We start from the raw sequence: 24,687 nt of genomic DNA on the forward strand, positions 1-24,687 counted from the left end.
TCACCCCAAGCGACGGCCCGGGGCAGCGGTGACGACTCTTGCGACGGAACGACGGACGGGGAACCTTCCCGCCGAGGTGACCAGCTTCATCGGCCGAAAGGACGAGCTCGGCGAGGTAGCGCAGGCGCTGGAACGATCGCGCCTCATCACGCTCTGCGGTGTCGGCGGCGTCGGCAAGACGCGGCTCGCGCTGCGCGCCGCCGCCCAGGTCGAGACGGCCTTCCCCGACGGGGTGTGGCTGGCGGAGCTGTCGGCGCTGCGCGAGCCGGCGATGCTCGCCCGCCGCGTCGCCGAGGCGATGCGGCTGCCCGACCTGGCCGCGGGCGACCCGCTCGACCTGCTGGCCGAACACCTCGCCGACCGGCGGCTGCTGCTGATCCTGGACACCTGCGAGCACCTGCCCGACGCGTGCGCGATGCTCGCCGAGGTGCTGCTGCGCGCCGCGCCCGGGCTGCGGATCGTGGCGACCAGCCGCGAGCCCCTCGACGTCCTGGGCGAGCATGTCGTACGCGTCGCTCCCCTGGCCGCCCCGACTCCCGATGCCGCCGAGACCGACGACGCCGACGGCGTGGCCGGTGTGGACGACTTCGACGCGGTGGCGCTCTTCCTCGACCGCGCCGCGCTGACCATCCCGCGCCGCGCTCTCGACGATCTCGACCGGCGGTCGGTCGCCTCGCTCTGCCACCGGCTGGACGGCATCCCGCTGGCGATCGAGCTGGCCGCCGTACGCCTGCGCACGATGTCGCTCGAGCAGATCCTGGAACGGCTGCACGACCGGTTCAAGCTGCTCGGCGCCGCCCGCGGCCGGCAGGACCGCCAGCAGACGCTGCGCGCCACCGTCGAGTGGAGCCACCACCTGTGCGGCCCCGACGAACGCCTGCTGTGGGCGCGGCTCGCGGCGTTCCCCGGCGGCTTCGACCTGATCGCCGCCGAGGCCGTCTGCGCCGACGAGATCATGCCGGGCGACGTCCTCGCCGACACGATCGGGCGCCTGGTGGACAAGTCGATCGTGCAGTACGAGCGCGACACCGGCCGCTACCGGATGCTCGACACGATCCGCGAGTTCGGCCTGGAGGAGCTGGAGCTGCTCGGCGGCCGCGAGGAGCTGAGCCGCCGGCACCGTGACCACTACCTGGCGCTCGCCGAGTCGGCGATGGCCGAGGGCATCGGCCCGCGCCAGCTCGCCTGGATCCACCGGATCCGCCGCGAGCACCACAACGTGCGCGTGGCCCTGGACTACTCGATGTCGACGCCGGGCGAGCAGGGCACGGGTCTGCGGATGGCCCGCACGCTGCACCCGTACTGGGTCTACCGCGGCCTGTTCGGTGAGGGCCGCGACTGGCTGAGCCGCGGCCTGGCCGCCTACCCCGAGCGCGATCTCGAACGCTGCAACGGTCTGATCGTCGGCGCCATCATGCACGCGCTGCTCGGCGAGATCCGCGTCGCCGAGACGCTGCTGAACGAGGCGGACCTGATCGCCCATCGCTACGACGACGACTACCTGCGCGCCCGCATGCTCCTGGCGAGCGGCATCACCACGTTCTGCGCGGGCGAGGAGGAGTCCCTGCCCCTGCTGGAGGCGGCGCGCGAGTCCTTCCTGCGGGTCGGCTTCCGTTCCCCCTACGACCTGGCCTGCTTCCCGCACCTGGTCGCGCTCCAGCTGTACGGCGGCGACCTCGATTCCGCCCTCGCCACCTGCGAGTCGGGCATCGCCGTCTGCGACAGCACCGGCGAGACGATGATCCGCAAGTTCATCGTGCTGTCCCGCAGCCTGGTCCGCCTGCTGCGCGGCGACCTCGAAGGCGCCTCCCGGGACGCGCGCGACGGCCTGGAGGACAAGGCCGAGGACGACGACCTGCTGAGCATCGCGGTGGCGCTGGACTCGATCGCCGGCGTCGTCGCCGCCCAGGGCGACAATTACCGCGCCACCGTGCTGGGCGGCGCCGCGAACAGCATGTGGAAGATGATCCGTTCGCCCATGCTCGGCCCGTCCTACGCCGAGCTGCGCAAGGTCTCCCTCCAGGCCGCGATGGCCCCCCTGACCGAGGCCGAACGCGCCGAGGCCATCGCCAGGGGCGCCGCCATGACGATCGCCGAGGCCGTCGCGGAGGCGCGTTCCACCGGCAAGCCCGGTGAGCCCGCCAAGTCCGACTCGCCGCTGTCCAAGCGGGAGCTGGAGGTCGCGGGCCTGGTCGCCGAGGGGCTCACCAACCGCGAGATCGCCGAACGCCTGGTCGTGGCCAAGCGCACGGTCGACTCCCACATCGAGCACATCCTGGCCAAGCTCGGCTTCACCAGCCGCACGCAGATCGCCGTCTGGAGCGACCGCCAGGAGTAACTCCCCGCTCACTTCACAGTGCCCTCTGTGAAATCTGCGTTCCACCCCTTGCGCGAGCCAACTCGTCCGTGTTCGGATTAGTTGCAGCAAATCGTCCGTATTCGGACTAATTGGAGGGGCGCACGATGTTGGACGAGATCTGCCTGCGGCAGCTGACGCTGAGCGGGGTGCACGAGGGCGAGACCGTCGCCGTCCTCTCCCAGGGCGACGAGCGGATCGACTACGCCGACGCGTTCCTGCGCGGAGCCAAGCAGCTGGGCGCGAACGCGTACCACATGCGCCTGCCCGAGCCCGCGGCCGCTTCGGGCGCCTGGGCGGTCGGCGACTCCGGCCTGGCGACCAACCCGGTGGCCGTGGAGGCGCTCAAGCAGGCCGACATGCTGGTCGACCTGAAGTTCCTCCTGTTCAGCAAGGAGCAGTTCGCCATCCAGGACGCGGGCACCCGCATCCTCACCTGCGTGGAGCCGGTCCCGCTGCTCGCCCGCCTGATGCCCACCCCCGAGCTGCGCGAACGCGTCGAGGTCGGCGCCGAGATCCTCGCCAAGGCCGGGACCATGCGCATCACCAGCCCCGCCGGCACCGACGTCACGTACCGCCTGGGCATGTACCCGACGATGAGCGAGTACGGCTACACCGACACCCCCGGCCGCTGGGACCACTGGCCCGCCGCGTTCGTCTTCACCGGCGGCGCCGACGACGGCGTGGACGGCACGATCGTGCTCTCCCCCGGCGACGTCCTCCTGCCGTTCAACACCTACGTGCAGACGCCGGTGACGCTCACCATCGAGCAGGGCTTCATCACCGACATCCGCGGCGGCCTGGACGCCGACCTGCTCTCCTCCTACATCAAGTCCTTCGACGACCCGCGCGGCTACGGCATGTCGCACGTCGGCTGGGGCCTGGACGAGCGCGCCCACTGGCACGGCCTGACCCAGTTCCCCGGCGGGATGGGCATGGAGCTGCGCTCCTTCTACGGCAACGTGATGTTCTCGATCGGCCCCAACAACGAGCTCGGCGGCCCGAACGACACCCCCTGCCATTTCGACATTCCCATGCGCGGCTGCAGCCTCTTCCTCGACGACGAGCCGATCGTCATCGACGGCGACGTCGTGGTCTCCGAGATGAAGCCCGGGAGCAAGCGATGACGCACATCGGCCTGATCGTCCCCAGCTCGAACCTCACCATGGAGACCGAGCTGCCCCGCATGCTGCACGCGCGCGAGGACGGCGACCGCTTCGTCTTCCACAGCGCCCGCGCCCGCATGCAGCACGTGACGCCCGAGCAGCTCCGCGCCATGAACGCCCAGGCGGAACGTGCCGCCGCGGAGCTGGCCGACGCCCGTCCCGACATCGTCGCCACCGCGTGCCTGGTCGCCATCATGGCCCAGGGCCCCGGCTACCACTGCACCGCCGAGGACTCCATCCGCGACACCCTCCGCGCCGAGGGCTCCGAGGCCCCGGTCGTCTCAAGCGCGGGCGCGCTCCTCACCGGCCTGGGCGCCCTCAAGGCCAGGCGCATCGCGCTCATCACCCCGTACATGAAGCCCCTGACGGCCAAGGTGGTCGACTACATCCAGGACGCGGGCATCGAGGTCGTGGACGCCCTCAGCCTGGAGGTTCCCGACAACCTGGCCGTGGGCAACCTGGACCCGCACGACCTGCGCGACCACTGGCGCAAGCTGAACCTCACCAACGCCGACGCGCTGGTCCTGTCCGCCTGCGTGCAGATGCCGTCCCTCCCCGCGATCCAGCCGGTGGAGCAGGAGGCCGGTCTCCCCGTCCTGTCCGCCGCCACCGCGACCGCCTACTCGATCCTCACCCAACTGGGCCTCTCCCCCGCCGTCCCCAACGCCGGGGCACTCCTCAGCGGCAAGGTCTAGGGCTCGAGATCCAGGGCTTACTTGTCCGCGGCGAGCTTGCCCCCGACGCCGAAGCTGTCCGCCGGAGTCTCCTCGATGAAGACCATCACCGTCTCCGCCGGAATCCGGTAGGTCTCCACGAACGCGTCGGTGATCTTCTTGATGAGCTCCCGCTTGAGCTCGACGTCGCGGGGCCCCTGCTGAACGGTCACTGCGGGCATGTCAGCCTCCTCCTAGGTCGCGTCGACGGCCCTTGCCGTCGGCGTGACCCCAGTTCACCGCCTCACGCCGCCGTGACCAAGGTGCACTTCGCTCTCACACTCATCACGAATCGTGATCAATGCCTCCGCCCTGGCCGGACGTTCACCGGTGCGCGCCATCACACGAGGACTCAACGCCCAGACGACGACGGCACAGCCCGCAAGCGCCGCGCCGAGGACGCTGGGCCCGACCCAGCCGACGGCACCGAACAGGGCCGTGGTCGAGGCCGCCCCCAGTGCCGAGCCGAGGGAGTAGAAGACCATGTAGGCGCCGATCACGGTGCTGGTGCGTTCGGCGTAGACGGCGGTGAGCGTGTGCTGGTTGCTGACGTGAACGGCCTGAACGGCGAAGTCGAGCAGGATCACGCCGGCGACCAGCAGCGGCAGTGACCACGACAGCTGCCCGATCGCGGCCCACGAGGCGATCAGGAGCGCGAGGCCGATCCCGGTGACCCGCCGTGCGTGGCCCGTGTCGCCCCAGCGTCCTGCTCGTGCGGCGCCGAGGGCTCCGGTCAGCCCGGCGATGCCGAAGAGCCCGATCTGCGCCTCGCTCAGGTGCCACGTATCGGCCAGCGGCAGCGCCATGCCGCTCCACAGGGTGCCGAACGAGGCGAACACGAAGAACGCGATCAACCCGCGCCCCAGGAACACCGGCTGAGTGAACAGCCCGCCCAACGACCGTAGAACGTCGCCATACCGCGCCGTCCCACGTCGGATGTCGGCTGGCAGCATCCTCAATGCGAGCAGCGCGAGAGCGCCTGCGAGAGACGCCAGCACGACGTAGATGCTGCGCCATCCCCACAGCTCCGCGAGGCCTCCGGCGATGACCCGCGCGCCCAGGATGCCGATCACGACGCCCGAGGTCACGATGCCGAGGTTGCGTCCGCGTTCGGTGGCCGGCGAGATCGACGCCGTGTACGCGACGGCGGTCTGCACCACCACGGCGAACAGGCCCGCCACCGCCAGCCCGGCGTACGCCGCCCAGGCACCGGGCGCCGACGCCGTGACCGCCATGCCCACGGCCACCAGGCCGAGGTGCCCGGCGATCAGGCGCCGCCGGTCCAGCATGTCCCCCAGCGGCACGAGCAGGACCAGCCCCGCCAGGTACCCGAACTGCCCGGCGGCCACGAACCAGCCGAGCGAGTCGACCGGGACGCCCAGGTCACGCCCCATCGGGCCCAGCACCGGCTGCCCCGCGTAGACGCCGGCCACCGCGACCCCGCACACGACCGCCAGCAGCAGCCTCGTCTTCCAGCTCACGGACACACCCCCGATTAGTTTCGATTTGCAACTGATCGGAGACTAGGCCAGAATGGTTTCATTACGCAACCGATGGGAGCGGCGATGACCGAGAGCCCCGCGTGGACCGACCCGAGCTGCCCGGTCGCCCGCACGGTCGATCTGGTCGGCGACCGCTGGAGCCTGCTCATCGTCCGCGACGCCATGGACGGCGCCCGTTCGTTCACCGACTTCCAGCAGCGCACCGGCATCGCACGCAACATCCTCACCGAGCGGCTCCGCAAGCTCGTCGCCCACGGCGTGCTCACGCAGGTCGAAGCGCCGTCAGGCAGACGCAGGCTCTACAAGCTCACCGATACGGGCAAGGACCTCTTCCCGGTGATCGTGACCCTGCGCCAGTGGGGCGAACGCCACGCCTTCGAGCCGGACGAGCCGCACTCGCTGCTGGTCGATGAGAAGGGGAAGCCCGTGCCGCCCCTGCAGCCCGCCGCGGCCAACGGGTCGCCGCTGACCAGCGACACGACCTCGGTCCAGCACCTCCCCTGAGCGCTACTTCGGCGTCTCCGCCCGCCCGAAGGCACCCGGACCTGCGTGGAAGAGGCCGATCAGCAGGACGCCGAGGGCGGCGAAACCGAAGGCCGCTGCCGGGTGCCGGTCGCCGTGCGCCCAGTAGATGAGCAGGGCTGCCACGACGAGCCCGACCCAGCCGCCGATGAGATTCGGGATGGGGCCGTTGCCGGTGACGTTCGGATACCGCTTGCGGGTGATGCCGTGCACGAAGTGCGGGAAGGCGTTGCCGCCCATCACCCCGCCGAGGAAGCTGAGCGTGATCGTCTGCCACATCCGGGGGGCTCCTTCTACCGCAGCCTGGCTTGGTGATCGAGCAGGGGAAGCAGAACGTCGTCGATGAGATGGTCGATGAACGCGTCGTCGAGGGGCTGACCGGTCAGGAAGAGCCGCGAGAACAACATCGCGGAGCTGATCTCGACGAACAGCGCCGTATCAACGGTCTCCGGCAGCTCGCCACGGGCGACGGCCCGGGCGATGACGGCGCCGAACGCCTCGCCCTTGTCCGCGACGACCTGCTCCCGCACCACGGCGGCCAGTTCGGCGTCGTGGCGCATCGCGATCATGAGCCCGAGAATGAGGGCCGCGTCCTGGCCGGTGAGGCCGGCCCGCATGGACAGCAGCACGGCCAGCAGGTCCTGCCGCAGGTCACCGCTTTCGTCCGGCGGCGCGGCCGGGCTGGCGGCGTACCGCCGCACCGCCGCGACGACGAGTTCGGGCTTGCCCGGCCATCTCCGGTAGATCGTGGCCTTGCTCGCGTGCGCCCGCGCGGCGACCGCGTCCATCGTCATCCGGTCGTAGCCGACCTCGGCCAGCAGCTCGAGCGTGGCCAGCAGGATCGCTTCCTCGCGCACTTCGCCGCGCCCTCGCGGAACCGCCATCGCCACACCTGCCCACATCGAAACGAAACCGTTTCGTACACTACTGGCGCGGCGGAAGTGTACGCAATCGTTTCGTTCAAAGTCCCCGTTCGAGCGTGAGCAGCGTCTCGGAGAGCGCGGGCGCCGGTGAGTCGGGATCCGCGGCGACGACCTGCTCCAGACGGCGGAAGCCGACCTCCGCCTCGTCCGGTGTGATCCGCGAGAAGAACGAGAGTGTGCGCAGCCGCAGTTGTTCGAGCACGCCGGCGCGAGTGCCGGAGGACGGCTCGGTGACCACGTCGAAGCGCACGACGCGCCAGCCGGCCGAGGTGAACATCTCGATGACCTCGTGCAGCGGCTGGAACAAGGGAGCGTCCGCCTCGTAGCCGCCCGGGAAATGCTCCATCCACCACGGCCTCGGATGGTGGTCGCTGAAGTTCGCGCGCAGCACCAAACGGCCGCCGGGCTTGAGCACCCTGGCCAGTTCCCGGACCGCCTGCGGCTTGTCCTGAACGTGGTGCCAGGACAGGAACATCAGGACGTAGTCGGCGCCGGCCGCCGGCACCGGCATGTCCTCGGCAGCACCCGCCAGATACCGCACATCGTCGTGAACGGCCTGCTCCTGCGCCACCTCGCGCATGCGCACCGACGGCTCGACGCCGATGACAGGACCGAACGTTCGTGCCAACGCGGGCGAGAACCTGCCCGTCCCCGACCCGACGTCCAGCCCCACCAGCGGCCGCCGCTCGGGCAGCACCGCCGCGAACGCGCCGAGCCACGTCCGCAGTTGCTCCTCGGTCAGCGCGCGGCCGCGCGCGTAGTCCCGGTACTGCTCGCTGTCGTAGTCGACCCGACTCATCGCGGCTCCCACCTGACTTGGGCTATATCGTCCCGATATATCAGCTCGATATATCGGGACGATATTCGCCAACCACGTCACGCCGCAAGTCACCGCGGAGCGCTCAGACCGCCGGGCATGGAGAAGGGCCCTGTCGCGCGGCCATGAGGAAGCCGCGTGACAGGGCCCGTTCCACCGGACCGATACGGGGGCTGAACGGTCCGGGTGGGATTCAGCCGTTCGCCCTTAGAGCCCGAAGGCGAGCAGGACGTGGCCGGGGAGCCCGTGGCTGAGCTGGTAGCCGGATTCGACGTAGACCATGCCGTGGGAGATCACGGCGCCGCCGTTGCCGGAGATGGAGCCGCCGGGGCCGCTGAGGCCGTTGACGCCGGTGAACATGTGGGCCGAGTCGTAGGTCCACAGGTTCTCGCCGGTCTTGGCGGAGTAGATCCGCATCTTGCCGTCCTCGGCGCCCTCGTAGACCAGGCCCGGGCTGGAGGAGACGGCGGCGACGTTGCCCGCGCTGCAGACCGGAGGGTCGTTGGGCGGGGTGATCTGGATGGGGTGGGCGGCGCCGCCGGTCTTGCAGGCGTCGGCGGGCAGCGGGGTCTTCCAGTTGATGGCGCCGGTGTCGGGGTCGAGTGCGTGCAGCGTGCCGGGGTAGGCGCGCCAGGTGGCGATGTAGAGCTGGTGGCCGTCGTAGCTGGCGCCCCACTCGATGCCGCGCCACGGCTGGTTCGGCGCGCCGACCGACAGCTGCGTCTGCCAGACGATCTTTCCGGTGCGGGCGTCGAACACGTGGTAGACACCGGACTTCTGGGTGAACCCGACGACGGGACGGCCGTGGATCTGGAACATCAGCGGGCTGCCGACGTCGTAGTCGAGCTCGTCGGCGACGTCGTCGCCCAGGCCCGGGCAGGAGCCGCCCGGGGGCTGGCCGGTCACGCACCGCACCGTCCAGGCGTCCGGGTGGGTCAGCTGATAGGTCCAGCGCTCCTTGCCGGAGTCGAGGCTCAGCGCGATGGCCGAGTCCGAGTGCCCCTCGTTGCCGCTGTAGTTGTTGCCCGCGCCGAAATAGATGGTGCGGGTGCGGGCGTCGATGACCGGCGTCGACCACACCGAGCCGCCCGCGGACACGTAGCGGGGCGTGGTGGTGCCCGGCCAGGTGCCGTCCTGGCGGGACGGCGGCATCGTGCGGTAGGTCCAGTCGATCTTCCCGGTGTGGGTGTTGAGCGCGACCATCTTGCCGCTGAACGTGCAGCAGGGGTAACGGTCGTCGGCCGCGATGGCGTACTCGGTGCTGGACACCCCGATGAAGATCCGGCCGTCGAAATAGGTCGGCGACCCGGACAGGATCGCGTTGGGGTGGGTGTCGATCTTGGTCGTCCAGCGCATCCGCCCCGTGTAGCGGTTCACGGCGTAGACGTTGGCGCGGTTGTCGCCGAAGTAGACGGTGTCGCCGACGACGGCGGGGCTGTTCTTGACGGGGTTCTGCTTGAACTGGTCGCCGGTGGGCTCGACCGGCCCGGCGACGGGCCGCAGGTCGAAGGTCCACTTGGTGGCGCCGGTGCGCGCGTTCAGCGCGTAGAGCTTGGAGTCGGGGCCGCCCACGTACATGGTGTCGCCGACCACCGACGGCTGGCTCCACACCATCCCGGTGTAGTTCGGGAAGACGAACGACCACTTCAGCTTGAGGTTCTTGACGGTGGCCGGCGTGATCTTGTTCTCGAACGGCTGGTACCGCCCGCCCTGCGAGGTGTGCTGCCATTCCGCCCAGTCACCCGGCCGGGCCCCCGGCGGAACGCCCTGCTCCCGCGGAACGGAGGCGCCGTTCCCCGGCACGGCGGCACCTGCGGCGGCGCCGGCCGAGGCACCGGCGGCCGACGACGCGAACGCGGCGACCACCGCCAGCACGACCAGCGAGAACAGCGCTATCACCGGCCGGAGCCGACGTCTCGGCGCCCGGAACGCGAACCGATTCATGTTCCGCGAGCTCCTCTCAAGAAAGTAGGTAAGCCTTACTTGAGGAGATGCTCGTGGGCGTGAATCCAGGATCGCTGGAGCGCTCATGGAGGCGGGCCCGGCGGCGGCCGGGACGTCCGGCCTATTTCAGGGCGGTCAGTTCTGCGCGGACGGCGTCCAGAGCGGCCTTCGGGTTGTCCCAGAAGACCATGTGACCTGCGTCGGGGACCTCGACCAGGCGGGCGGCCGGGTTGGCGGCGGCGGCCTCGGCGGCACCTTCCGAGGTCACCACGGGGCTGTCGGCGCCGTAGATGAGGGTCGTGGGAGCCGGAACCTTCGGCCACGTGCCGAAGAAGTCCTCGGTCTCGAAGCCGCGATGCGTGGCCGCGATGGCCTCGGCGCCGCAGCTGGTCAGCCACCGGGCGCGGAGCTCCTGTTCGCGGCGGGGCCAGCGCGGCCAGGACTGCGCGACCTCGTCGGCGGTGGTTCCGAGTTGCGCCTGCGCCAGCTGGCCCTGGAAGGCGGCGAGGGTGGTGGGGTACGGGCCGCGCCCCGGGCCGCTCATGGGCGGGTCCACCAGGATCGTGCGGAGCGAGCTTCGGGCGGCGGGAGTGACTGCGGCGGTGACTGCGGCGATGCGAGCGCCCATCGAGTGGCCCAGGAGGATCGGGTCCTTCAGGTCCAGGCCGGCGATGACGGCCTCGGTGTCGGCCGCGTAGGCGTCGAGGCTGTACGAGGCGCCGTCGTCGGACAGGCCCCGCCCACGGACGTCGAGGATGATCGGGCGGGCCAGGTCCGTCAGCTCGCGGGCCACGAAGTCCATGGCGATCGCGGGGCTGGTGATGCCCGGCAGGATCAGGAGGGGAACGCCCTCGCCCCCGTAGTCGAGCACGTGCAGGCGTACATCGCCCGAGGCGACCCAGCGGCTCGTGGCGGGGACGGCGGCCAGGTCGGCCAGCGCGGGCTGGGTCAGGACGCGGTCAGGCATTGGATGGCCTCTTTGAGATCGATGACGTCGCCGTACTTGGCCTGGATGTCGAAGAGGTTGGCCTCGTGCGGCTCGGCGGCGCGGTCGCCCACGCACTCGCGGGGCACCAGGACCGGGAAGCCGGACTGGACGGCGTCCACGGCGGTCGCGCGGACGCAGCCGCTGGTGGTGGCGCCGCAGATGATGACCATGTCGCGGCGCATCGCCGAGAGGCTGGCGGCCAGGGTCGTTCCGAAGAACGCCGAGGCGCCCTTCTTGGTGATGAGGACGTCCTCGGGGCCGCGCGGCAGGCGCGGGTCGATCTCCACGGCGGGCGTGCCCTCGCGCATCGCCCGCATGCCGGTGGCCTTGTCCAGCCAGGTGACCGTCGTCAGCTCGGCCGGGGTGTAGGCGATCGTGGTGAAGATGACCGGGACCGACGCAGCCCGGGCGCTCTCGATGAGCTCGGCGGTGGACGCGACGACGTCCGAGAGATCGGCGCCCGATGGGTAGGCGGGATCGGTGAAGCCGTTGGTGAGGTCCACCACGACGATCGCGGGGCGTTCGCCGCGACGGATCGTTCCGCCGAAGCCGGCGCGTTCGTAGACGTCATCGATCACGGCGGAGCTCCTTCATCTGGCGGCTCTGGGCGCGCAGCTTGCCCAGCAGCCACCCCTGGAACAGGCCGGCGGCGAACGCGGCGGCGACCGGGGCGTACTTGGCGGCGTTCGGCGGCAGCAGCATCGACAGCCCGTCCAGCTCGGCGGACTGCGCCGGGGCGACCTGCTGAGCCGCGGAACCAGAGGCGGCCGGAGCAGGAGCGCCGGAACGGTCCGACTCGATCAATGCGCCGAGGTTCTTGGCGAACTGCCGCAGGAGACGGTCGGAGACGGCGACGATCGCGCCCTTGCCGAACTGGACCAGCTTCCCCCGGATGAGCAGGTCCGTCTTCAGGCGCAGGACCGAGCCCTCCGGCGCCGCCTCGACCGTGAGGGTCACCTCGGCCTCGGCGTCTCCGTTGCCGTGCGCGTCGGCGCCGCGGCCGGCCAGGCGCAGGTGGCGGCGTTCGGAATCCACCTCCAGAAAGCGGACCGTGCCGGTGTAGGCGGCGCTGATCGGGCCGACCTTCACCTTGACGCCGCCGGTGTAGGCTTCGCCGTCGCGGCCGGTGAGGGCGGCGCCAGGCAGGCACGTGACGACGCGTTCGACGTCGTTGATGAGCGTGAACACCTCGTCGGGCGCGGCGTTCAGGGTGATCTCGTTGTCGAGGATCACGCGGTCCTCCCTTCTCGTTCGGCGGCGCAGGCGCGTTGGCCGGCGCAGTCTTCGATCGCGTCGACGATCGTCTGGTAGCCGGTGCAGCGGCACAGGTTGGACGAGACGACCTCGCGGATCTCTTCTCGGGAGGGGTTCGGGTGTTCGGCGAGGAAGCCCTCGGCGAGCATCAGGAAGCCGGGCGTGCAGAAGCCGCACTGCAGGCCGTGGTGGCCCGAGAACGCGCGCTGCAGGTCGTTCATCTCGCCATCGCCCGCCAGCGACTCGACGGTGCGGATGTCGCGCCCCTCGGCCTGCGCGGCGAAGACCAGGCAGGCGCGTACGGGGGCGCCGTCGAGCAGGACCGTGCAGGCGCCGCAGATGCCGTGCTCGCAGCCGACGTGCGTGCCGGTCAGGCCGATCTGGTGCCGCAGGACGTCGACGAGGGTGTGGCGGGACTCGATGACCAGGTCGTGGTCCTCGCCGTTCACGGTCAGGTTGATCAGGAGCTTCTCGGTCATGCGTTCTCCAACGTCTCCATCGACTCCAGGGCCCGGTGCAGGATCTCCGGGCGGATCGGGGTGTCGTCCAGTTCGATCCCGGTGGGCCGGAGGGCGTCGTTCACGGCGTTCAGCACGGCGGCCGGGGCGCCGATCGTGCCGCCCTCGCCCGCCCCCTTGGCACCGCTCTCGGTGAACGCGCAGGGCGTCTCGAGGTGGTGGACGGAGATGTCGGGGATCTCGTTGGCGGTCGGCACCTTGTAGTCGATGAAGCTGGCGCAGGACGGCTCGCCCTGCTCGTCGTAGGTGACCTCCTCGAACAGCGCCCCCGCGATGCCCTGCGCGATGCCGCCGCGCGCCTGGCCCTCGACGACCTTGGGGTTGATCGCGACGCCGCAGTCCTCGACGCAGACGTAGCGGAGGATCTTCACGCCGCCGGTGCCGGGGTCGAGCTCGACCACGACGCCGTGCGCGGCGTTGGAGAACGTTCCATCGCCCTGCACGTCGAAGGTGGCGGCCGCGGTGAGGCCGGGCTCGGCCTCCTTGGGCAGCAGGTGCGCCTTCAGGTAGGCGACGTCGGCCAGCTCCTCGAACGTCAGGGCCCGCGAGTGGTCGTCGCGCAGGCGGATCCGGCCCCGGCCGAGCTCGACGTTGTCGCGGTTGGTCTCCAGCAGGTGCGCGGCCAGGTCCAGGAGGCGGTCCGCCAGTGCGGTCGCGGCGCGGGCGACGGCGCTGCCGCCGATGGTGGCCGAGCGGCTGGCGAACGTTCCGAAGCCGTAGGTGACGCGGTCGGTGTCGCCCTGGTGGATCTTGACCTGGGCGAGGTCGAGGCCGAGCCGGTCGGCGACGATCTGGGCGAGGGTGGTCTCGTGGCTCTGGCCGTGGCTCATCGTGCCGGTGGTCACGGTGACGCAGCCGCTGAGGTCCATGCGGCACTCGGCCATGTCGAAGCCGGGGACGACGGCCATCTTGCGCTTGGCGAACGCGGCGGAGCCGTAGCCGGTGCGTTCGCTGAAGCACGAGTAGCCGATCCCGATGAAACGCCCCTGCGCACACTCGCGCGAACGCCGCTCGTACCAGCCCTCGTCCTTCAGCACCTTCTCGCACAGGTCGAGCGACTCCAGATAGGAGCCGGGGTCGTAGGTGACGTCGTTGATCCCGGTGTAGGGGAACTCGGTGATCAGGTTGCGGCGGCGGATCTCGACCGGGTCGACGTCCAGCTCACGGGCGGCGCGTTCGAAGAGCCGTTCCATCACCATGACGATCTGCGGCCGGCTGACGCCACGGTAGGGCGCGGTCGGCGCCTTGTTGGTGGTGACGGCCCGGCCCCGCACGCGGTACGAGGGGACGCGGTAGACGCCGGGCATCTCGGCGGAGGCCATCAGCGGCTCGATCCCGGCCGTGAACGGGTAGCAGGAGTAGGCGCCCATGTCGCAGACGACGTCGGCGTCCAGCGCCAGGATGCGGCCGTCGCCGTCGAACGCCGCGCGCACGTCGTAGCGCTGCTCGCGGGCCAGGAACGAGGCGGTGAGGGCGTCGCGGCGGTCCTCGATCCACTTGACCGGGCGGCGCAGCCGCAGCGCGGCGGCCCCGGCGGCGATCTCCTCGCGGCCGACCACGCACTTCTGGCCGAAGCCGCCGCCCATGTCGGGCACGACGACCCGTACGGCCGCCTCCCGGAGGCCGAGGCAGGCGGCCATGACGGTGCGGACCTGGTGCGGGGTCTGCGTGCACGTCTGGACGAGCAGCTGTTCCTCGCGCGCGTCCCACTGCGCGACCGCTCCCCTGGTCTCCAGCGGCAGCGCGTTCTGGCGGCCGGTCTTCATCCGCACGTTCACCACGCAGGGCGCCGCGTCGATCACCTCGTCGATGCCCTCGGTGGCGAACATCGAGACGTCGACGAGGGTGTTCGCCACCGCCGCGTCATGAACGAGCGGCGCGCCTTCCGCCAGCGCCTGCCGGTCCGACAGCACGGGCCGCAGCGCGCGATAGCCGACCTTGGCGGCCTCCACGCCGTCCTCGACCGCGTAGGGATCCTCGGCGAGGACGATCGCGATCGGCTCCCCCACGTACCGCACGCGGTCCCGCGCGAGCACCGGCATGGCGGTCGGCACGAACTGCGACAGCGGCCGGTCCAGCACCGCCTCGATGTCGCCGGCCTCCAGTTCGGCGGCCGTGAACGCCGCGACGACGCCCGGCACCTCGCGCGTGGCGGACAGGTCGACCGACTCCACCTCGCCGTGCGCGACCGTGCTCCGCACGAACTGTGCGTGCAGCATCCTCGGCAGGTGGATGTCGTCCACGAACCGGCCGCGTCCGGTGAGGAGCCGGGTGTCCTCCCGCCGCGCGACCGAGCTTCCTACCAACGGCTTCACTGGGCAGCAGCCTCCTCACAGGCTCGCAGAACCAGGGTTCGGGTGAGCGCCTGGCGATGCCGGTCCTCGGGCGGGACGGCGGCGACCGCGGCCTCCGCGTGCTCGGCGAACGTGCCGCCGGTCAGCGGGAGCCGTACGGGGGCGGGCGCGACACCGCCGAGCACCAGCGCCCCGGCGTCGAGGTCGACGGCCGCCGCGACGATGGCGAAGTCGCCGCGCCGTTCGGCGAACTCGGTCAGCGCGGCGCGCGGCGCCGGGTGCGGGAAGAAGATCTCGACGATCATCTCGTCGGGTTCGAGCGCGGTGGTGAAGAAGCCGAGGAACAGCTCCGCCGCCGGGATCGTCCGGCGCCCGCCCGGTCCCTCGGCGACGATCTCGGCGTCCAGGAGCAGGGCGAGCATGCACCACTCGGCGGTCGCGTCGCCGTGCGCGAGGCTGCCGCCGATCGTGCCGCGGGTACGGATCGGCAGGTGCCCGATCCAGGGCATCGCGTTCGTCAGGAACTGAAAGCCCCCGACCGACGCCGACTCGACTTCGTGGTGCGTGGTGAGCGCGCCGATGCGCAGGCCCTCGCCCTCGCGGCGGATGAACGAGAGTTCCGGGCGGAGCGGCCCCAGGTCGACCAGGTGCGCGGGCCGGGCGAGCCGGAAGTTCATCATGGCGACCAGGCTCTGACCGCCCGCGATGAACTTGGCGTCCTCCAGTTCCGACGCCAGCCGCACCGCGCCCGCCACGTCGCGGGCGCGGTGATAGGTGAATGCCGCGGACTTCATCAGGTGGCCCCCACGGGTAGCGGTTCGTCGGCGCCCGACTCGACGTCGGCCTCCGCCTCGTCCAGCTCGCGGCCCTTGGTCTCGGGAGCGCCCACGGCCATCCACAGCACCACGGCGATCGTGACGCCCGTGAGCAGGGTGAACGTCCAGGTGAGGCCCAGCGCGGGCTTCAGCAGGCTGCCGAAGATGTAGGGGATGAACCCGGTGACCGCGCGGCTGACCGACGACGCCCAGCCGAAGCCGCTGGCCCGGATCTTGGTCGGGTAGAGCTCGGACACGTACGCGTACAGCACCGGGACGGCGAGCTGGATCAGGAAGCCGAAGATCCCGAGCCACACCAGCGCGGCGGTCTGGACGTGCAGCGAGGCGGCGAAGGCGATGAGCGCGGCGGCCGAGATCGGTGCCGAGATCCCGATGACCCACTTGCGGCCGACGACCTCGACGAGCCAGGCCGACAGCAGCACGCCGACGATGCCGACCGCGGTCATCAGGGTCGTCTTGGCGAACGCGGCGACGTCGCTGTAGCCCTCGTCCTTGAGGATCGTGGGCATCCAGGTGAGCGCCACGTAGTAGACCGTCATCACGGCGACGAACAGCAGCCAGGCGACCGAGGTGATGCGCGGGTTGAAGCTCCACACCAGGCGCAGCTGCTCGTAGGCGGCGCGCAGGCCGCGAGCCCGTCCGGCCGTCGCCTTCGGCGGCGGTGCGATCGTGTACGGCTCGGCCGGTGCTCCCGTACGGGCGACCAGGTCGTCGATGACCGCGCGCGCCTCCTCCTCACGGCCGGTCTTGGCGAGGTAGATCGGCGACTCGGGGATGCCGCGCCGGACCCAGAACAGCAGCAGCGCGGGCAGGATCATGACGGTGAGCATCCAGCGCCAGTTGCCGTCGGCCGGTTCCAGCAGGGTCGCGACCACGCCGCAGAGCGTGGCGCCGACCGGCCACCACACGTCCATCGCCGACAGGATCTTGCCGCGCAGCCGGCTCGGCGAGAACTCCCCCACCAGCGCGTAGTCGACGGGGATGCAGCCGCCGAGGCCGAAGCCCGCCAGGAAGCGGAACGCCAGGAACACCTCGTAGTTCGGCGACAGCGCGCCGAGGACCGAGAACAGCGCGAACACCAGCAGCGTCAGGCTGAAGGCCCTGCGGCGTCCGAGCCGGTCGGCGATCGTGCCCCAGACGACGGCGCCGACCGCCATGCCGATCAGGTTGGCGGTCGCGACCAGGCCCTTCTCGCCCACCGAGAGCGAGAACTCCTTGGCCAGCAGCGGCGTGAGGAACCCGTTGAGGGCGACATCCCACGCGTCGAACATGTAGCCGAGGCCACCGATGATGAAGATCTTTCCTTGGACGCCCCACTTCCAGGGCAGGTCCGCGACGACTTGGTTTCCGGTTTTCATGCAGGCTCTCCCGCCTGGTCGGCCCCCGGTCGAACTGGATCGGCCGCGATCAGCCGTGGAACTGGTAGGAGAAGGTCTCCTGGTCGGGGTCGTTCAGCGGCGTTCCCCGCCAGAGCCACTCGTAGGAGACGTCGGACTCGCCGCCGAACCGCTTGAGCTTCTCGTCGCGCTCGCGCTGCTCGGGGCCGTCGGGCAGGTGGTAGAAGGACATGTTGTTCCAGGCCGCGTCCTGGACCATGCCGGCGTGCTTGGCGCGGCGCGCGACGTAGCGCGCGAGCGCGGCGGGAACGTCCGCGGCCGTGACGGCGCCGAGTTCCTCGGCGAGCACGGCGGCGTCCTCCATGGCCTGCGAGGCGCCCTGTGCCTGGTAGGGCAGCATGGCGTGGCAGGCGTCGCCGAGCAGGGCCGCGCGGCCGTCCACCCACACCGGATCGCGGCGGCGGTGGTACATCGCCCAGGCGGAGATCTCGCCCTCGGCCTTCTCCAGCATCGAGGCCACCCGGTCGTCCCAGCCGGGATAGGCGTCGACGAGCTCGTCCACGGTGGCGGGCGCGGTCCAGTCGCGCTCGCACTCCGGGCTGGACGGAACGATCGCGACGACGTTGAGGTACTCGCCGCCGCGGATCATGTAGTGCACCAGGTGCCGGTCGGGGCCGTACCAGATGGTGCTCTGGAACCGGTCCACCAGCCAGCGGGTCGCCGGGTCGGCGGCGATCTTGTCGCCGGGGATCAGCACGCGGTAGGCCATCTCGCCGGAGAACAGCAGCGTGTCCGGCATGCCGAGGGCGTCCCGTACCCCGGAACGGATGCCGTCCGCGCCGATCAGGACGTCGGACTCGTGCCGTTCGCCCGCCGCCGTGACGGCGACCGGGCGGGCCGGGTCGGACTGGTCGATCTCGACGACCTTGGCGCCGGTGTGCACCTGCACGACCGGACCGGCCCCCTCGGGGTCCAGGCACGCGTCGAGCAGGACCTTGTGCAGGTCGGCCCGGTGGTAGTGCCAGTACGGGGCGTTGTACTCGCGCTTGCAGAACTCGCCGAGCGGGGTGAGGCCGATGACGCTGCCGTCCTGCCACCGCCGCCGCACCTGGTCGAGCGGCTCGGTGCGGATGGCCTCCAGCTCGCGGCGCAGGCCGAGGCCGAGCAGCACCCGGCTGGCGTTCGGCGCGGTCTGGATCCCCGCGCCGACCTCGCCGAGCTGGGCCGCCTGCTCCAGGACGGTGGCGCGCAGACCCCGCTGCCGCAGCGCCAGGGCCGCGGTCAGGCCACCGAGGCCGCCGCCCACGATCGTGACGGTGTAGGACAAGGCTCAGCTCCTCCGAATGAGATCGTCCGTGTTCGGACGAAACTAATCCGAACACGGACGATCTGGGAAAAGCAAGACCCTGCGGTTAACTCGTCGTAACGAATGGGGCTCCCGGGGCGGCTAGGCGTCGCCCAGCAAACCCTCCCAATGACCTGCGAGAGCGGTCATCTCGCGCAGCCAGCGCTCCCGGTCGGCGGCCGAGAATCCGCGCATCAGATCCTGGTCCAGGCTGCGGGTGCGGCGCTCGACCTCGTCGAGCCGGCGCCGCCCCTCGTCGGTCAGGTAGAGGAGCTTGCGGCGGCCGTCGTGCATCGCGGTCTCCCGCGAGATCAGGCCGTTGTCCTCCATGCGGCGCACGACGTCGGCCATGGTCGAACGGTCGAGCGCCACCGAGGCCGCCAGCGATCCCTGGTCCACGCCGGGGTAGGCGCGGACCGCGGTCAGCACGGCGAACTGCGGGCCGGTGAGGACCGGGTCGACCGCGCGCGCCCAGAGCGCCACGTACGACTGGTAGAGCCGTCTGGCCACGTAGCCGGGTGCGGCCAGGAGTTCCGGTGGGGTGTCGATACCGGCCGTCGTTTTGCCCGCGTCCGCCATGCGCCTAGCTAACCATGATCCCCCGCGCGGCTCGCACCGGGAGCTCTGTCAAACCGTGGAACGTGGTGGACTCGCGCCACCGCGGCTCGTCGTTCACCAGCGACAACTCCGGGAAGCGCTGGAAGAGACGCGGGAGCGTGACGTTCGCCTCCAGACGCGCGAGCGCGGCGCCCAGGCAGTAGTGGTGACCGGCGCCGAACGCCAGGTTGGGAACGGGTTCGCGGGACAGATCGAGCCGCTCGGGATCGGGGAAGCGCCGCGGGTCGCGGTTGGCGGCGTCGATCCGGACGAGCACGGGGGTGCCGGCCGCGATCTTCTGGCCGCCGAGGTCGTGGTCCATCGTCGCGACCCGGCCGGCGAACCGCACGGGCGACTCCATCCGCAGCAGCTCCTCGACGGCCCGCGCCGGGTCGGCGTGCAGGTGCGGGATCTGGGCGGGATCGCGCAGCAGCGCCAGGGCGCCGTTGCCGATGATGTTGGCCGTCGTCTCATGGCCGGCCGCGAGCAGGAGCATGCAGGTCGACAGCACCTCGTCGATGGTGAGCTCCTCCGCGCGCAGCAGGAAGCTGATGAAGTCGTCGCCCGGGTGCTCCCGCCGCTCGGTCAGGATCGGCACCAGGAACATCATCAGCTCGTTGGCGGCGGCCATGCTCTGCTCGATGTCCTCCGGGCTCGGATCGACCTCCAGCATCCGCACCAGCGCCGGGGTCTCCTCGCCGAAGATCTCCGCGCCCTCGATCCCGACGTCCAGCAGCTCGGCGATCACGGCGAGCGGCATCACATAGCCGAGGTCGGCGAGCAGATCCGCCTCGCCGCTCTCCTCGAAGAGGCCGTCCAGCACCGCGCCCGCCACCGCCTCGACGCGCGGCCGGAGCCGTTCGATCGACCGCGGGGTGAACGCGGGCGAGATCAGCCGCCGCAGCCGGGTGTGGTCGGGCGGATCCATGAACAGCAGCACGTTCGGCGGCAGGAACGCCGAGGCCTCGCCGCCGGCGCTGCTCCAGCCCTCGCCGCGCAGGACCTGCGCCGCCTCCTCGTAGCCGGTGACCTCGACGATCTCCTCAGTGATGGGCATGCCGGTCCTCCCAGAAATGCCGGTCCTCCCAGAAGGCTTGGTCGAGTTCGCCGAACGGTGTGGCGGGCGGGCCGCCGCGGTCCCATTCGTCGGCGATCGCCCGCCAGGGGCCGGTGGAGCCCAGCTCGCCCAGGACCGCGGTCATGCCCAGGTCGATGCGGGTGAGGAACAGGTAGTCGGGGTTCATGGTGAGCCGCCGGATGGTCTCGCCGTGCGGGCCCGTCGGCGAGAAGCCCAGCCGTACGGCCTCGGCCGCGAACTCGCGCGTGTAGGTGAAGGGCTGCGCGGAGACGAGCGGGCGCAGGCCGATCTGGAACCAGGCCAGGAGCTCGGTGGGGGTGGGCAGGTCACCGGCGCCCTCTTCGACGAAGCCGGCGTCCCGCATGCCCGCGAAGACCTCCTCCGCGTCCCCGTCCACCGCCGCTGTGACGAACCTGGAGATGTGCGTTCGCTGCTCGACGCTGAAGTGCTTGGTGCAGCCGAAGTCCAGGAACGTCACCGACCCGTCGGGGTGGAAGAGGTAGTTCCCCGGGTGCGGGTCGGCGTTGAAGAGCCCGAGCCTGCGCAGGCTGCCGATCGAGAAGCGGTAGATCACCTCGCCCCATCGGTCGCGCAGGTCCTGGCCGGCCTCCAGCGCCTTCGACCAGCGCATGCCGTCCGACAGCTCGGTGGTGAACACCCGGCCGGTGCTCAGCTCCGGAACGACCTCCGGGACGCGGATCAGCGGATGCCCCCGGTAGGCCCCCGCGAACTCGGACTGGTTCTTGGCCTCGGCGCGGTAGTCGATCTCCTCGCCGATCCGGTCGCTGACCTCGCGGGCGAGCGCGCGCACGTCCATCCGGGTCATCTCGGGCGCCATCGGCCGGATCAGCTTGAAGAACGTGGCGAGCAGCTCGGCGTTCTGCAGGTCGGCGCGGATCGCCTGCTCGACGCCGGGGTACTGGACCTTGACCGCGACCCGCCGCCCGTCGTGGGTCGTCGCCGCGTGCACCTGGCCGATGGAGGCGGCGGCGAGCGGCTCGCGGCCGAACTCGGCGAACAGCTCCTCGGGCGGCGCCCCCAGCTCCGCCATGACCATCCCGCGCGCGACCTCGTACGGCATCGGCGGGGCGTCGTCCTGCAGCCGCGCCAGCGCGGCCTGGTAGATGCGCTGGTTCTGGTCGTCCGTCGCCGGCGCGAACGAGACGAAGGACAGCAGCTGACCCGCCTTCATCAGCACGCCCTTGGAGCGTCCGAGCTGCTGTGCGTACCGCGCGGCGGCCCGCTGGTGGAAGTCCTGGTCCTTGCCCGCGCGCTCCCCGGTCCTGCGCCGCCGCATCGACGCGACGACCGCCTCTCCCGCCGTCCGGCTCGCCACCCCGAGCAGGGGAGCGGCCCGCTTGATCCGCCCGCCCGGAACGACGTGCGGCCTCTGCTGTTCAGTCATCAGCGAGTCCCCGTCAGTAGACACTGGCTTGGCCTAAGTGTTTACTTAGGAGCATGACGACGTCAACCCCGCCCACTCCGACCCGCGAGCGGATCATCGACGCTGCCATGCGGCTGTTCGGCGAGAACGGCTACCGCGGAACGAGCGTCGCCCAGATCGAGAAGGCCGCCGGCCTCACCCCCGGCGCGGGCGGCATGTACCACCACTTCCGCACGAAGGAGGCCGTCCTCCGCGCGGGCATCGAGCGGCATCTGTCCAGGCTGGACGCGCTGCGCGACATCCGCCGGCTGCTCGGCGGCCTGGGCGACCTGCACGCCGAGCTGACCATGACGGCCCGCTACATCCTGGCCGAACTGGAGGGCGAGGAGGAGCTGCTGCGGATCATGGTCTCCGAGGCGCGCAGCCGCCCCGAGATCGTCGAGGCGGCGGTCGAGCAGCTGGTCAACACGACCTACGGCGAGTTCACCGGGTGGCTGCGCGAGAGCGCCGGGGTGTCGGAGGAACGCGCCGAGGCGGTGGCCTCGGTCGGCCTCGGCGCGCTGATGTCGTTCCGCATCCTGCCGAGCGTCCTGCGGGTGACCGCGGCGGGCGTGGACGACGAGACGTTCGTGGCGACGTGGGTCGAAATGATGCACGGCATGCTCTGTGCGAAGTAGACCCGGGGTAATCGACCGAATGCGGCTGGCGACGTACGATGCTCTCGACCCCCGACGCGACGGCCGAGGCAGCGGTGACGATTCCTGCAGTGGAACGACGGGCCGGGACGACGCTCCCGGCCGAGATGACCAGGTTCATCGGGCGCCAGCGCGAGCTGGCCGACATCGAGGCGGCGTTCGGCCGCTCGCGGCTGGTGACGCTGTGCGGACTCGGTGGCGTGGGCAAGAGCAGGCTCGCGCTGCGCGCGGCCTCGGCCCTGCGCGACCGCTACGCCGACGGCGCCTGTTTCGTGGAGCTCTCGGCGCTGCGCAGGCCCGAGCTGCTCGCCAGGACGGTGGCCGAGGCGCTGCGGATCCCCGACCAGGAGGCGGGCGATCCGGTGGACGTGCTCGCCGACCGGATGGCCGACTGCGAGCTGCTGCTGGTGCTGGACACCTGCGAGCATCTGGTGGACGCGTGCGCGCTGCTGGCCGAGGTGCTGCTGCGCGCGGCGCCGCGGCTGCGCATCCTGGCGACCTCGCGCGAGTCCCTGGACGTCATGGGCGAGCACGTGTTCCGGGTGGCGCCGCTGGAGACCGAGGGCGAGGACTGCGACTCGGTCGCACTGTTCACCGACCGCGCGGTCGCGATGGCGCCGGGCTTCGAGCTGAGCGACGCCAACCGCGCGGCGGTGGCCAGGCTGTGCCGGCGGCTGGACGGGCTGCCGCTGGCGATCGAGCTGGCGGCGGTGCGGCTGCGGGTGATGTCGGTCGAGCAGATCGACGAACGGCTCGGCGACCGCTTCCGGCTGCTCGGCACCGCGCGCTCGGGCCGTGACCGGCATCGGACACTGCGCGCCACCGTCGAGTGGAGCCACGACCTGTGCGACGAGGGTGAGCGGCTGCTGTGGGCGCGGCTGTCGGTCTTCCCCGGCACGTTCGACCTGACCGCCGCCGAACGGGTGTGCGCCGACGACGAACTGCCCGCCTACGACCTGCTGGACGTGCTCGGCAGGCTGGTGGAGAAGTCGATCGTGCTGTGCGACCCGGGGCGCGGCCGCTACCGGATGCTCGACACGATCCGCGACTTCGGCGCCGAACGCCTGGACACCCTCGACGAGCGGGCCTGCGAGCTGCGCCGCCGTCACGCCGTCCACTATCGCGAGCTGGCCGAGCAGACCATGCGCACGGCCGCCGGCGACCGGCAGATCCCGCTGCTGCGCGCCCTGAACGACGAGCATGACAACCTCCGGGTCGCGCTCGAAGAGCTGCTGTCCTCCCCCGCCACCGCGCCCGAGGGCATGGCACTGCTCGTGTCCCTCTTCCAGTACTGGCTGGTCCTCGGCCTGTTCGGGGAGGCGCGGCACTGGTACGCCAAGTCTCTGGCGGCCAACGGCCGGCCGAGCGCCGACCGCCTCTGGAACCTGGGCGCCGCCTGCATGTTCGCCGTGCTCCAGGGCGACCTGGATCCCGCGCGCCCGCTCCTGGACGAGGGCTCCGCGCTGGTGGAGACGCTCGACGACCCGCTGCTCCCCGGGCTCCTCGCCATGTGCACCGGGTGGATGCGGCTCCAGGAGGAGAACCTCGACGAGGCCCAGAAGCTGATGGAGCAGGCCCGTTCGGTGTTCGACGAGGTCGGCTACCTGCACCCGATCACGATCGCCAACTACCACCTGCTCGGCGCCGTGCACTGCTTCAAGGGCGAGCCCCAGCTGGCCATGCCGCTGTGCGAACGGGCCCTGGAGATCTCGCGGGAGCAGGGCGACCTGTGGAACGTCTCGTTCGCGATCTTCGTGCGGGCCGCGGCGCACTGGCTGCTGGGCGAGGCCGACCAGGCGGTGCCGGACGCGATCGAGTCGCTGGGCATCAAGGAGGAGTTCGGCGACCTCTACGGCATCGCGCTCTGCGTCGACCTGCTCGCCGCGTGCGCGGTGAGCGACGGCGACTTCGAGCGGGCCGCGATGCTGTCGGGCAACGCCGAGGTCATGTGGCACGCGATCGGCGCGCCCACGCAGCTCGGGCCGTCCTACCTCGCGATCCGGGTGGCGGCCGAGACCGTCGCCGAGCAGGCCCTGCCCGCCGACACCTTCGCGGCCGCCAAGGCCCGCGGCGCCCGGCTCACCACGGACGAGACGCTGGCGCTGGCGCGCGGCATGGACGGCCCCGAGCTGGCCCAGGAGGCGGCCCCAGAGGCTCCGGCGCCCGACGTCGGGCCGCTCACCAGGCGCGAGCTGGAGGTGGCCGGGCTGGTCGCCGAGGGCCTCACCAACCGGGAGATCGCCGACCGGCTGGTGATCGCCAAGCGCACCGCCGACTCCCATGTCGAGCACATCCTCGCCAAGCTCGGATTCGCTTCCCGGGCCCAGGTCGCCGTGTGGGCGGAGCGCAGGTCCCGCGACTGACGTGCGACAGTGGAAGGGTGAGTACGGACGATGGGCGCACGGTAGACGGGCGCGC

The 24,687-nt window shown here is 71.1% G+C and carries 23 protein-coding genes; 6 read left to right on the top strand and 17 right to left on the bottom strand.

Annotated features, from left to right (window positions below; genetic code table 11):
- Positions 1–76 precede the first annotated feature (76 nt).
- From J4573_RS41875 to J4573_RS41885, 3 genes are all read left to right on the top strand, one after another.
- The gene (locus tag J4573_RS41875; RefSeq protein ID WP_307797337.1) at positions 77–2,338 is read left to right on the top strand and encodes a LuxR C-terminal-related transcriptional regulator; all 2,262 of its coding nucleotides are present in this window, start codon (positions 77–79) and stop codon (positions 2,336–2,338) included.
- Positions 2,339–2,463: 125 nt separating this feature from the next.
- On the top strand, positions 2,464–3,483 hold the full coding sequence (locus J4573_RS41880) for a 2,5-dihydroxypyridine 5,6-dioxygenase NicX family protein (protein WP_208261722.1): 1,020 nt from the start codon (positions 2,464–2,466) through the stop codon (positions 3,481–3,483).
- Positions 3,480–4,217, top strand: a complete 738-nt coding sequence (locus J4573_RS41885; protein ID WP_208261723.1) for a maleate cis-trans isomerase family protein — start codon at positions 3,480–3,482, stop codon at positions 4,215–4,217. The genes J4573_RS41880 and J4573_RS41885 overlap by 4 nt, the downstream gene beginning before the upstream one ends.
- Before the next feature lie 17 nt (positions 4,218–4,234).
- On the opposite strand, the gene dmpI is transcribed toward J4573_RS41885, so the two are convergent.
- Together dmpI and J4573_RS41895 are read right to left on the bottom strand one after the other, a co-directional pair.
- Positions 4,235–4,417 carry a 4-oxalocrotonate tautomerase DmpI gene (dmpI, locus tag J4573_RS41890; protein ID WP_208261724.1) on the bottom strand — a complete coding sequence of 61 codons (183 nt, stop codon included), beginning with the start codon at positions 4,415–4,417 and terminating at the stop codon, positions 4,235–4,237.
- 54 nt (positions 4,418–4,471) lie between these two features.
- Entirely contained in the window at positions 4,472–5,716 is a 1,245-nt protein-coding gene (locus tag J4573_RS41895; RefSeq protein WP_208261725.1) for an MFS transporter, read from the bottom strand.
- A gap of 84 nt (positions 5,717–5,800) precedes the next feature.
- Here J4573_RS41895 and J4573_RS41900 point away from each other — a divergent pair, with 84 nt between their 5' ends.
- Entirely contained in the window at positions 5,801–6,241 is a 441-nt protein-coding gene (locus J4573_RS41900; RefSeq protein ID WP_243774447.1) for a winged helix-turn-helix transcriptional regulator, read from the top strand.
- 3 nt (positions 6,242–6,244) lie between these two features.
- Here J4573_RS41900 and J4573_RS41905 read toward each other — a convergent pair whose 3' ends face one another.
- The 15 genes from J4573_RS41905 to J4573_RS41975 form a co-directional block, all read right to left on the bottom strand.
- The gene (locus tag J4573_RS41905) at positions 6,245–6,538 is read right to left on the bottom strand and encodes a hypothetical protein (RefSeq protein WP_208261727.1); all 294 of its coding nucleotides are present in this window, start codon (positions 6,536–6,538) and stop codon (positions 6,245–6,247) included.
- A gap of 14 nt (positions 6,539–6,552) precedes the next feature.
- Complete coding sequence (locus tag J4573_RS41910) at positions 6,553–7,143, bottom strand: TetR/AcrR family transcriptional regulator (RefSeq protein WP_208261728.1); 591 nt, start codon at positions 7,141–7,143, stop codon at positions 6,553–6,555.
- A gap of 76 nt (positions 7,144–7,219) precedes the next feature.
- Positions 7,220–7,981: a class I SAM-dependent methyltransferase gene (locus tag J4573_RS41915; protein ID WP_208261729.1), complete on the bottom strand. Its 762-nt coding sequence runs from the start codon at positions 7,979–7,981 to the stop codon at positions 7,220–7,222.
- A 225-nt stretch (positions 7,982–8,206) separates the two neighbouring features.
- Positions 8,207–9,943: an outer membrane protein assembly factor BamB family protein gene (locus tag J4573_RS41920; protein WP_208261730.1), complete on the bottom strand. Its 1,737-nt coding sequence runs from the start codon at positions 9,941–9,943 to the stop codon at positions 8,207–8,209.
- 121 nt (positions 9,944–10,064) lie between these two features.
- The gene (locus tag J4573_RS41925; RefSeq protein WP_208261731.1) at positions 10,065–10,910 is read right to left on the bottom strand and encodes an alpha/beta fold hydrolase; all 846 of its coding nucleotides are present in this window, start codon (positions 10,908–10,910) and stop codon (positions 10,065–10,067) included.
- On the bottom strand, positions 10,892–11,509 hold the full coding sequence (locus tag J4573_RS41930; RefSeq protein WP_208261732.1) for an isochorismatase family protein: 618 nt from the start codon (positions 11,507–11,509) through the stop codon (positions 10,892–10,894). Before J4573_RS41930 ends, J4573_RS41925 begins: the two co-directional genes overlap by 19 nt.
- Positions 11,499–12,164 carry an SRPBCC family protein gene (locus tag J4573_RS41935; protein WP_208261733.1) on the bottom strand — a complete coding sequence of 222 codons (666 nt, stop codon included), beginning with the start codon at positions 12,162–12,164 and terminating at the stop codon, positions 11,499–11,501. Before J4573_RS41935 ends, J4573_RS41930 begins: the two co-directional genes overlap by 11 nt.
- Positions 12,161–12,664, bottom strand: a complete 504-nt coding sequence (locus J4573_RS41940; protein WP_208261734.1) for a (2Fe-2S)-binding protein — start codon at positions 12,662–12,664, stop codon at positions 12,161–12,163. Before J4573_RS41940 ends, J4573_RS41935 begins: the two co-directional genes overlap by 4 nt.
- Positions 12,661–15,018 (bottom strand): xanthine dehydrogenase family protein molybdopterin-binding subunit, encoded by a 2,358-nt coding sequence (locus J4573_RS41945; protein ID WP_307797339.1) that lies wholly within the window; start codon positions 15,016–15,018, stop codon positions 12,661–12,663. The genes J4573_RS41940 and J4573_RS41945 overlap by 4 nt, the downstream gene beginning before the upstream one ends.
- Complete coding sequence (locus J4573_RS41950; RefSeq protein WP_208261735.1) at positions 15,015–15,791, bottom strand: FAD binding domain-containing protein; 777 nt, start codon at positions 15,789–15,791, stop codon at positions 15,015–15,017. Before J4573_RS41950 ends, J4573_RS41945 begins: the two co-directional genes overlap by 4 nt.
- Positions 15,791–17,191, bottom strand: coding sequence for an MFS transporter (locus J4573_RS41955; RefSeq protein WP_208261736.1), 1,401 nt, complete (start codon positions 17,189–17,191; stop codon positions 15,791–15,793). Before J4573_RS41955 ends, J4573_RS41950 begins: the two co-directional genes overlap by 1 nt.
- Before the next feature lie 49 nt (positions 17,192–17,240).
- The gene (locus tag J4573_RS41960; protein ID WP_208261737.1) at positions 17,241–18,497 is read right to left on the bottom strand and encodes an FAD-dependent monooxygenase; all 1,257 of its coding nucleotides are present in this window, start codon (positions 18,495–18,497) and stop codon (positions 17,241–17,243) included.
- Between the two features lie 120 nt (positions 18,498–18,617).
- Positions 18,618–19,094 (bottom strand): MarR family winged helix-turn-helix transcriptional regulator, encoded by a 477-nt coding sequence (locus tag J4573_RS41965; protein ID WP_208261738.1) that lies wholly within the window; start codon positions 19,092–19,094, stop codon positions 18,618–18,620.
- A gap of 4 nt (positions 19,095–19,098) precedes the next feature.
- Positions 19,099–20,169, bottom strand: a complete 1,071-nt coding sequence (locus tag J4573_RS41970) for a cytochrome P450 (RefSeq protein ID WP_208261739.1) — start codon at positions 20,167–20,169, stop codon at positions 19,099–19,101.
- Positions 20,156–21,595: an ABC1 kinase family protein gene (locus J4573_RS41975; protein ID WP_208261740.1), complete on the bottom strand. Its 1,440-nt coding sequence runs from the start codon at positions 21,593–21,595 to the stop codon at positions 20,156–20,158. The genes J4573_RS41970 and J4573_RS41975 overlap by 14 nt, the downstream gene beginning before the upstream one ends.
- Before the next feature lie 53 nt (positions 21,596–21,648).
- Here J4573_RS41975 and J4573_RS41980 point away from each other — a divergent pair, with 53 nt between their 5' ends.
- Both J4573_RS41980 and J4573_RS41985 read left to right on the top strand, forming a co-directional pair.
- Positions 21,649–22,251, top strand: coding sequence for a TetR/AcrR family transcriptional regulator (locus J4573_RS41980; protein ID WP_208261741.1), 603 nt, complete (start codon positions 21,649–21,651; stop codon positions 22,249–22,251).
- Between the two features lie 89 nt (positions 22,252–22,340).
- Positions 22,341–24,632: an ATP-binding protein gene (locus tag J4573_RS41985; protein ID WP_307797341.1), complete on the top strand. Its 2,292-nt coding sequence runs from the start codon at positions 22,341–22,343 to the stop codon at positions 24,630–24,632.
- The last annotated feature ends 55 nt before the right edge of the window (positions 24,633–24,687 follow it).

The sequence above is a fragment of the Actinomadura barringtoniae genome (assembly GCF_017573505.1).
Lineage (GTDB): Bacteria > Actinomycetota > Actinomycetes > Streptosporangiales > Streptosporangiaceae > Spirillospora > Spirillospora barringtoniae.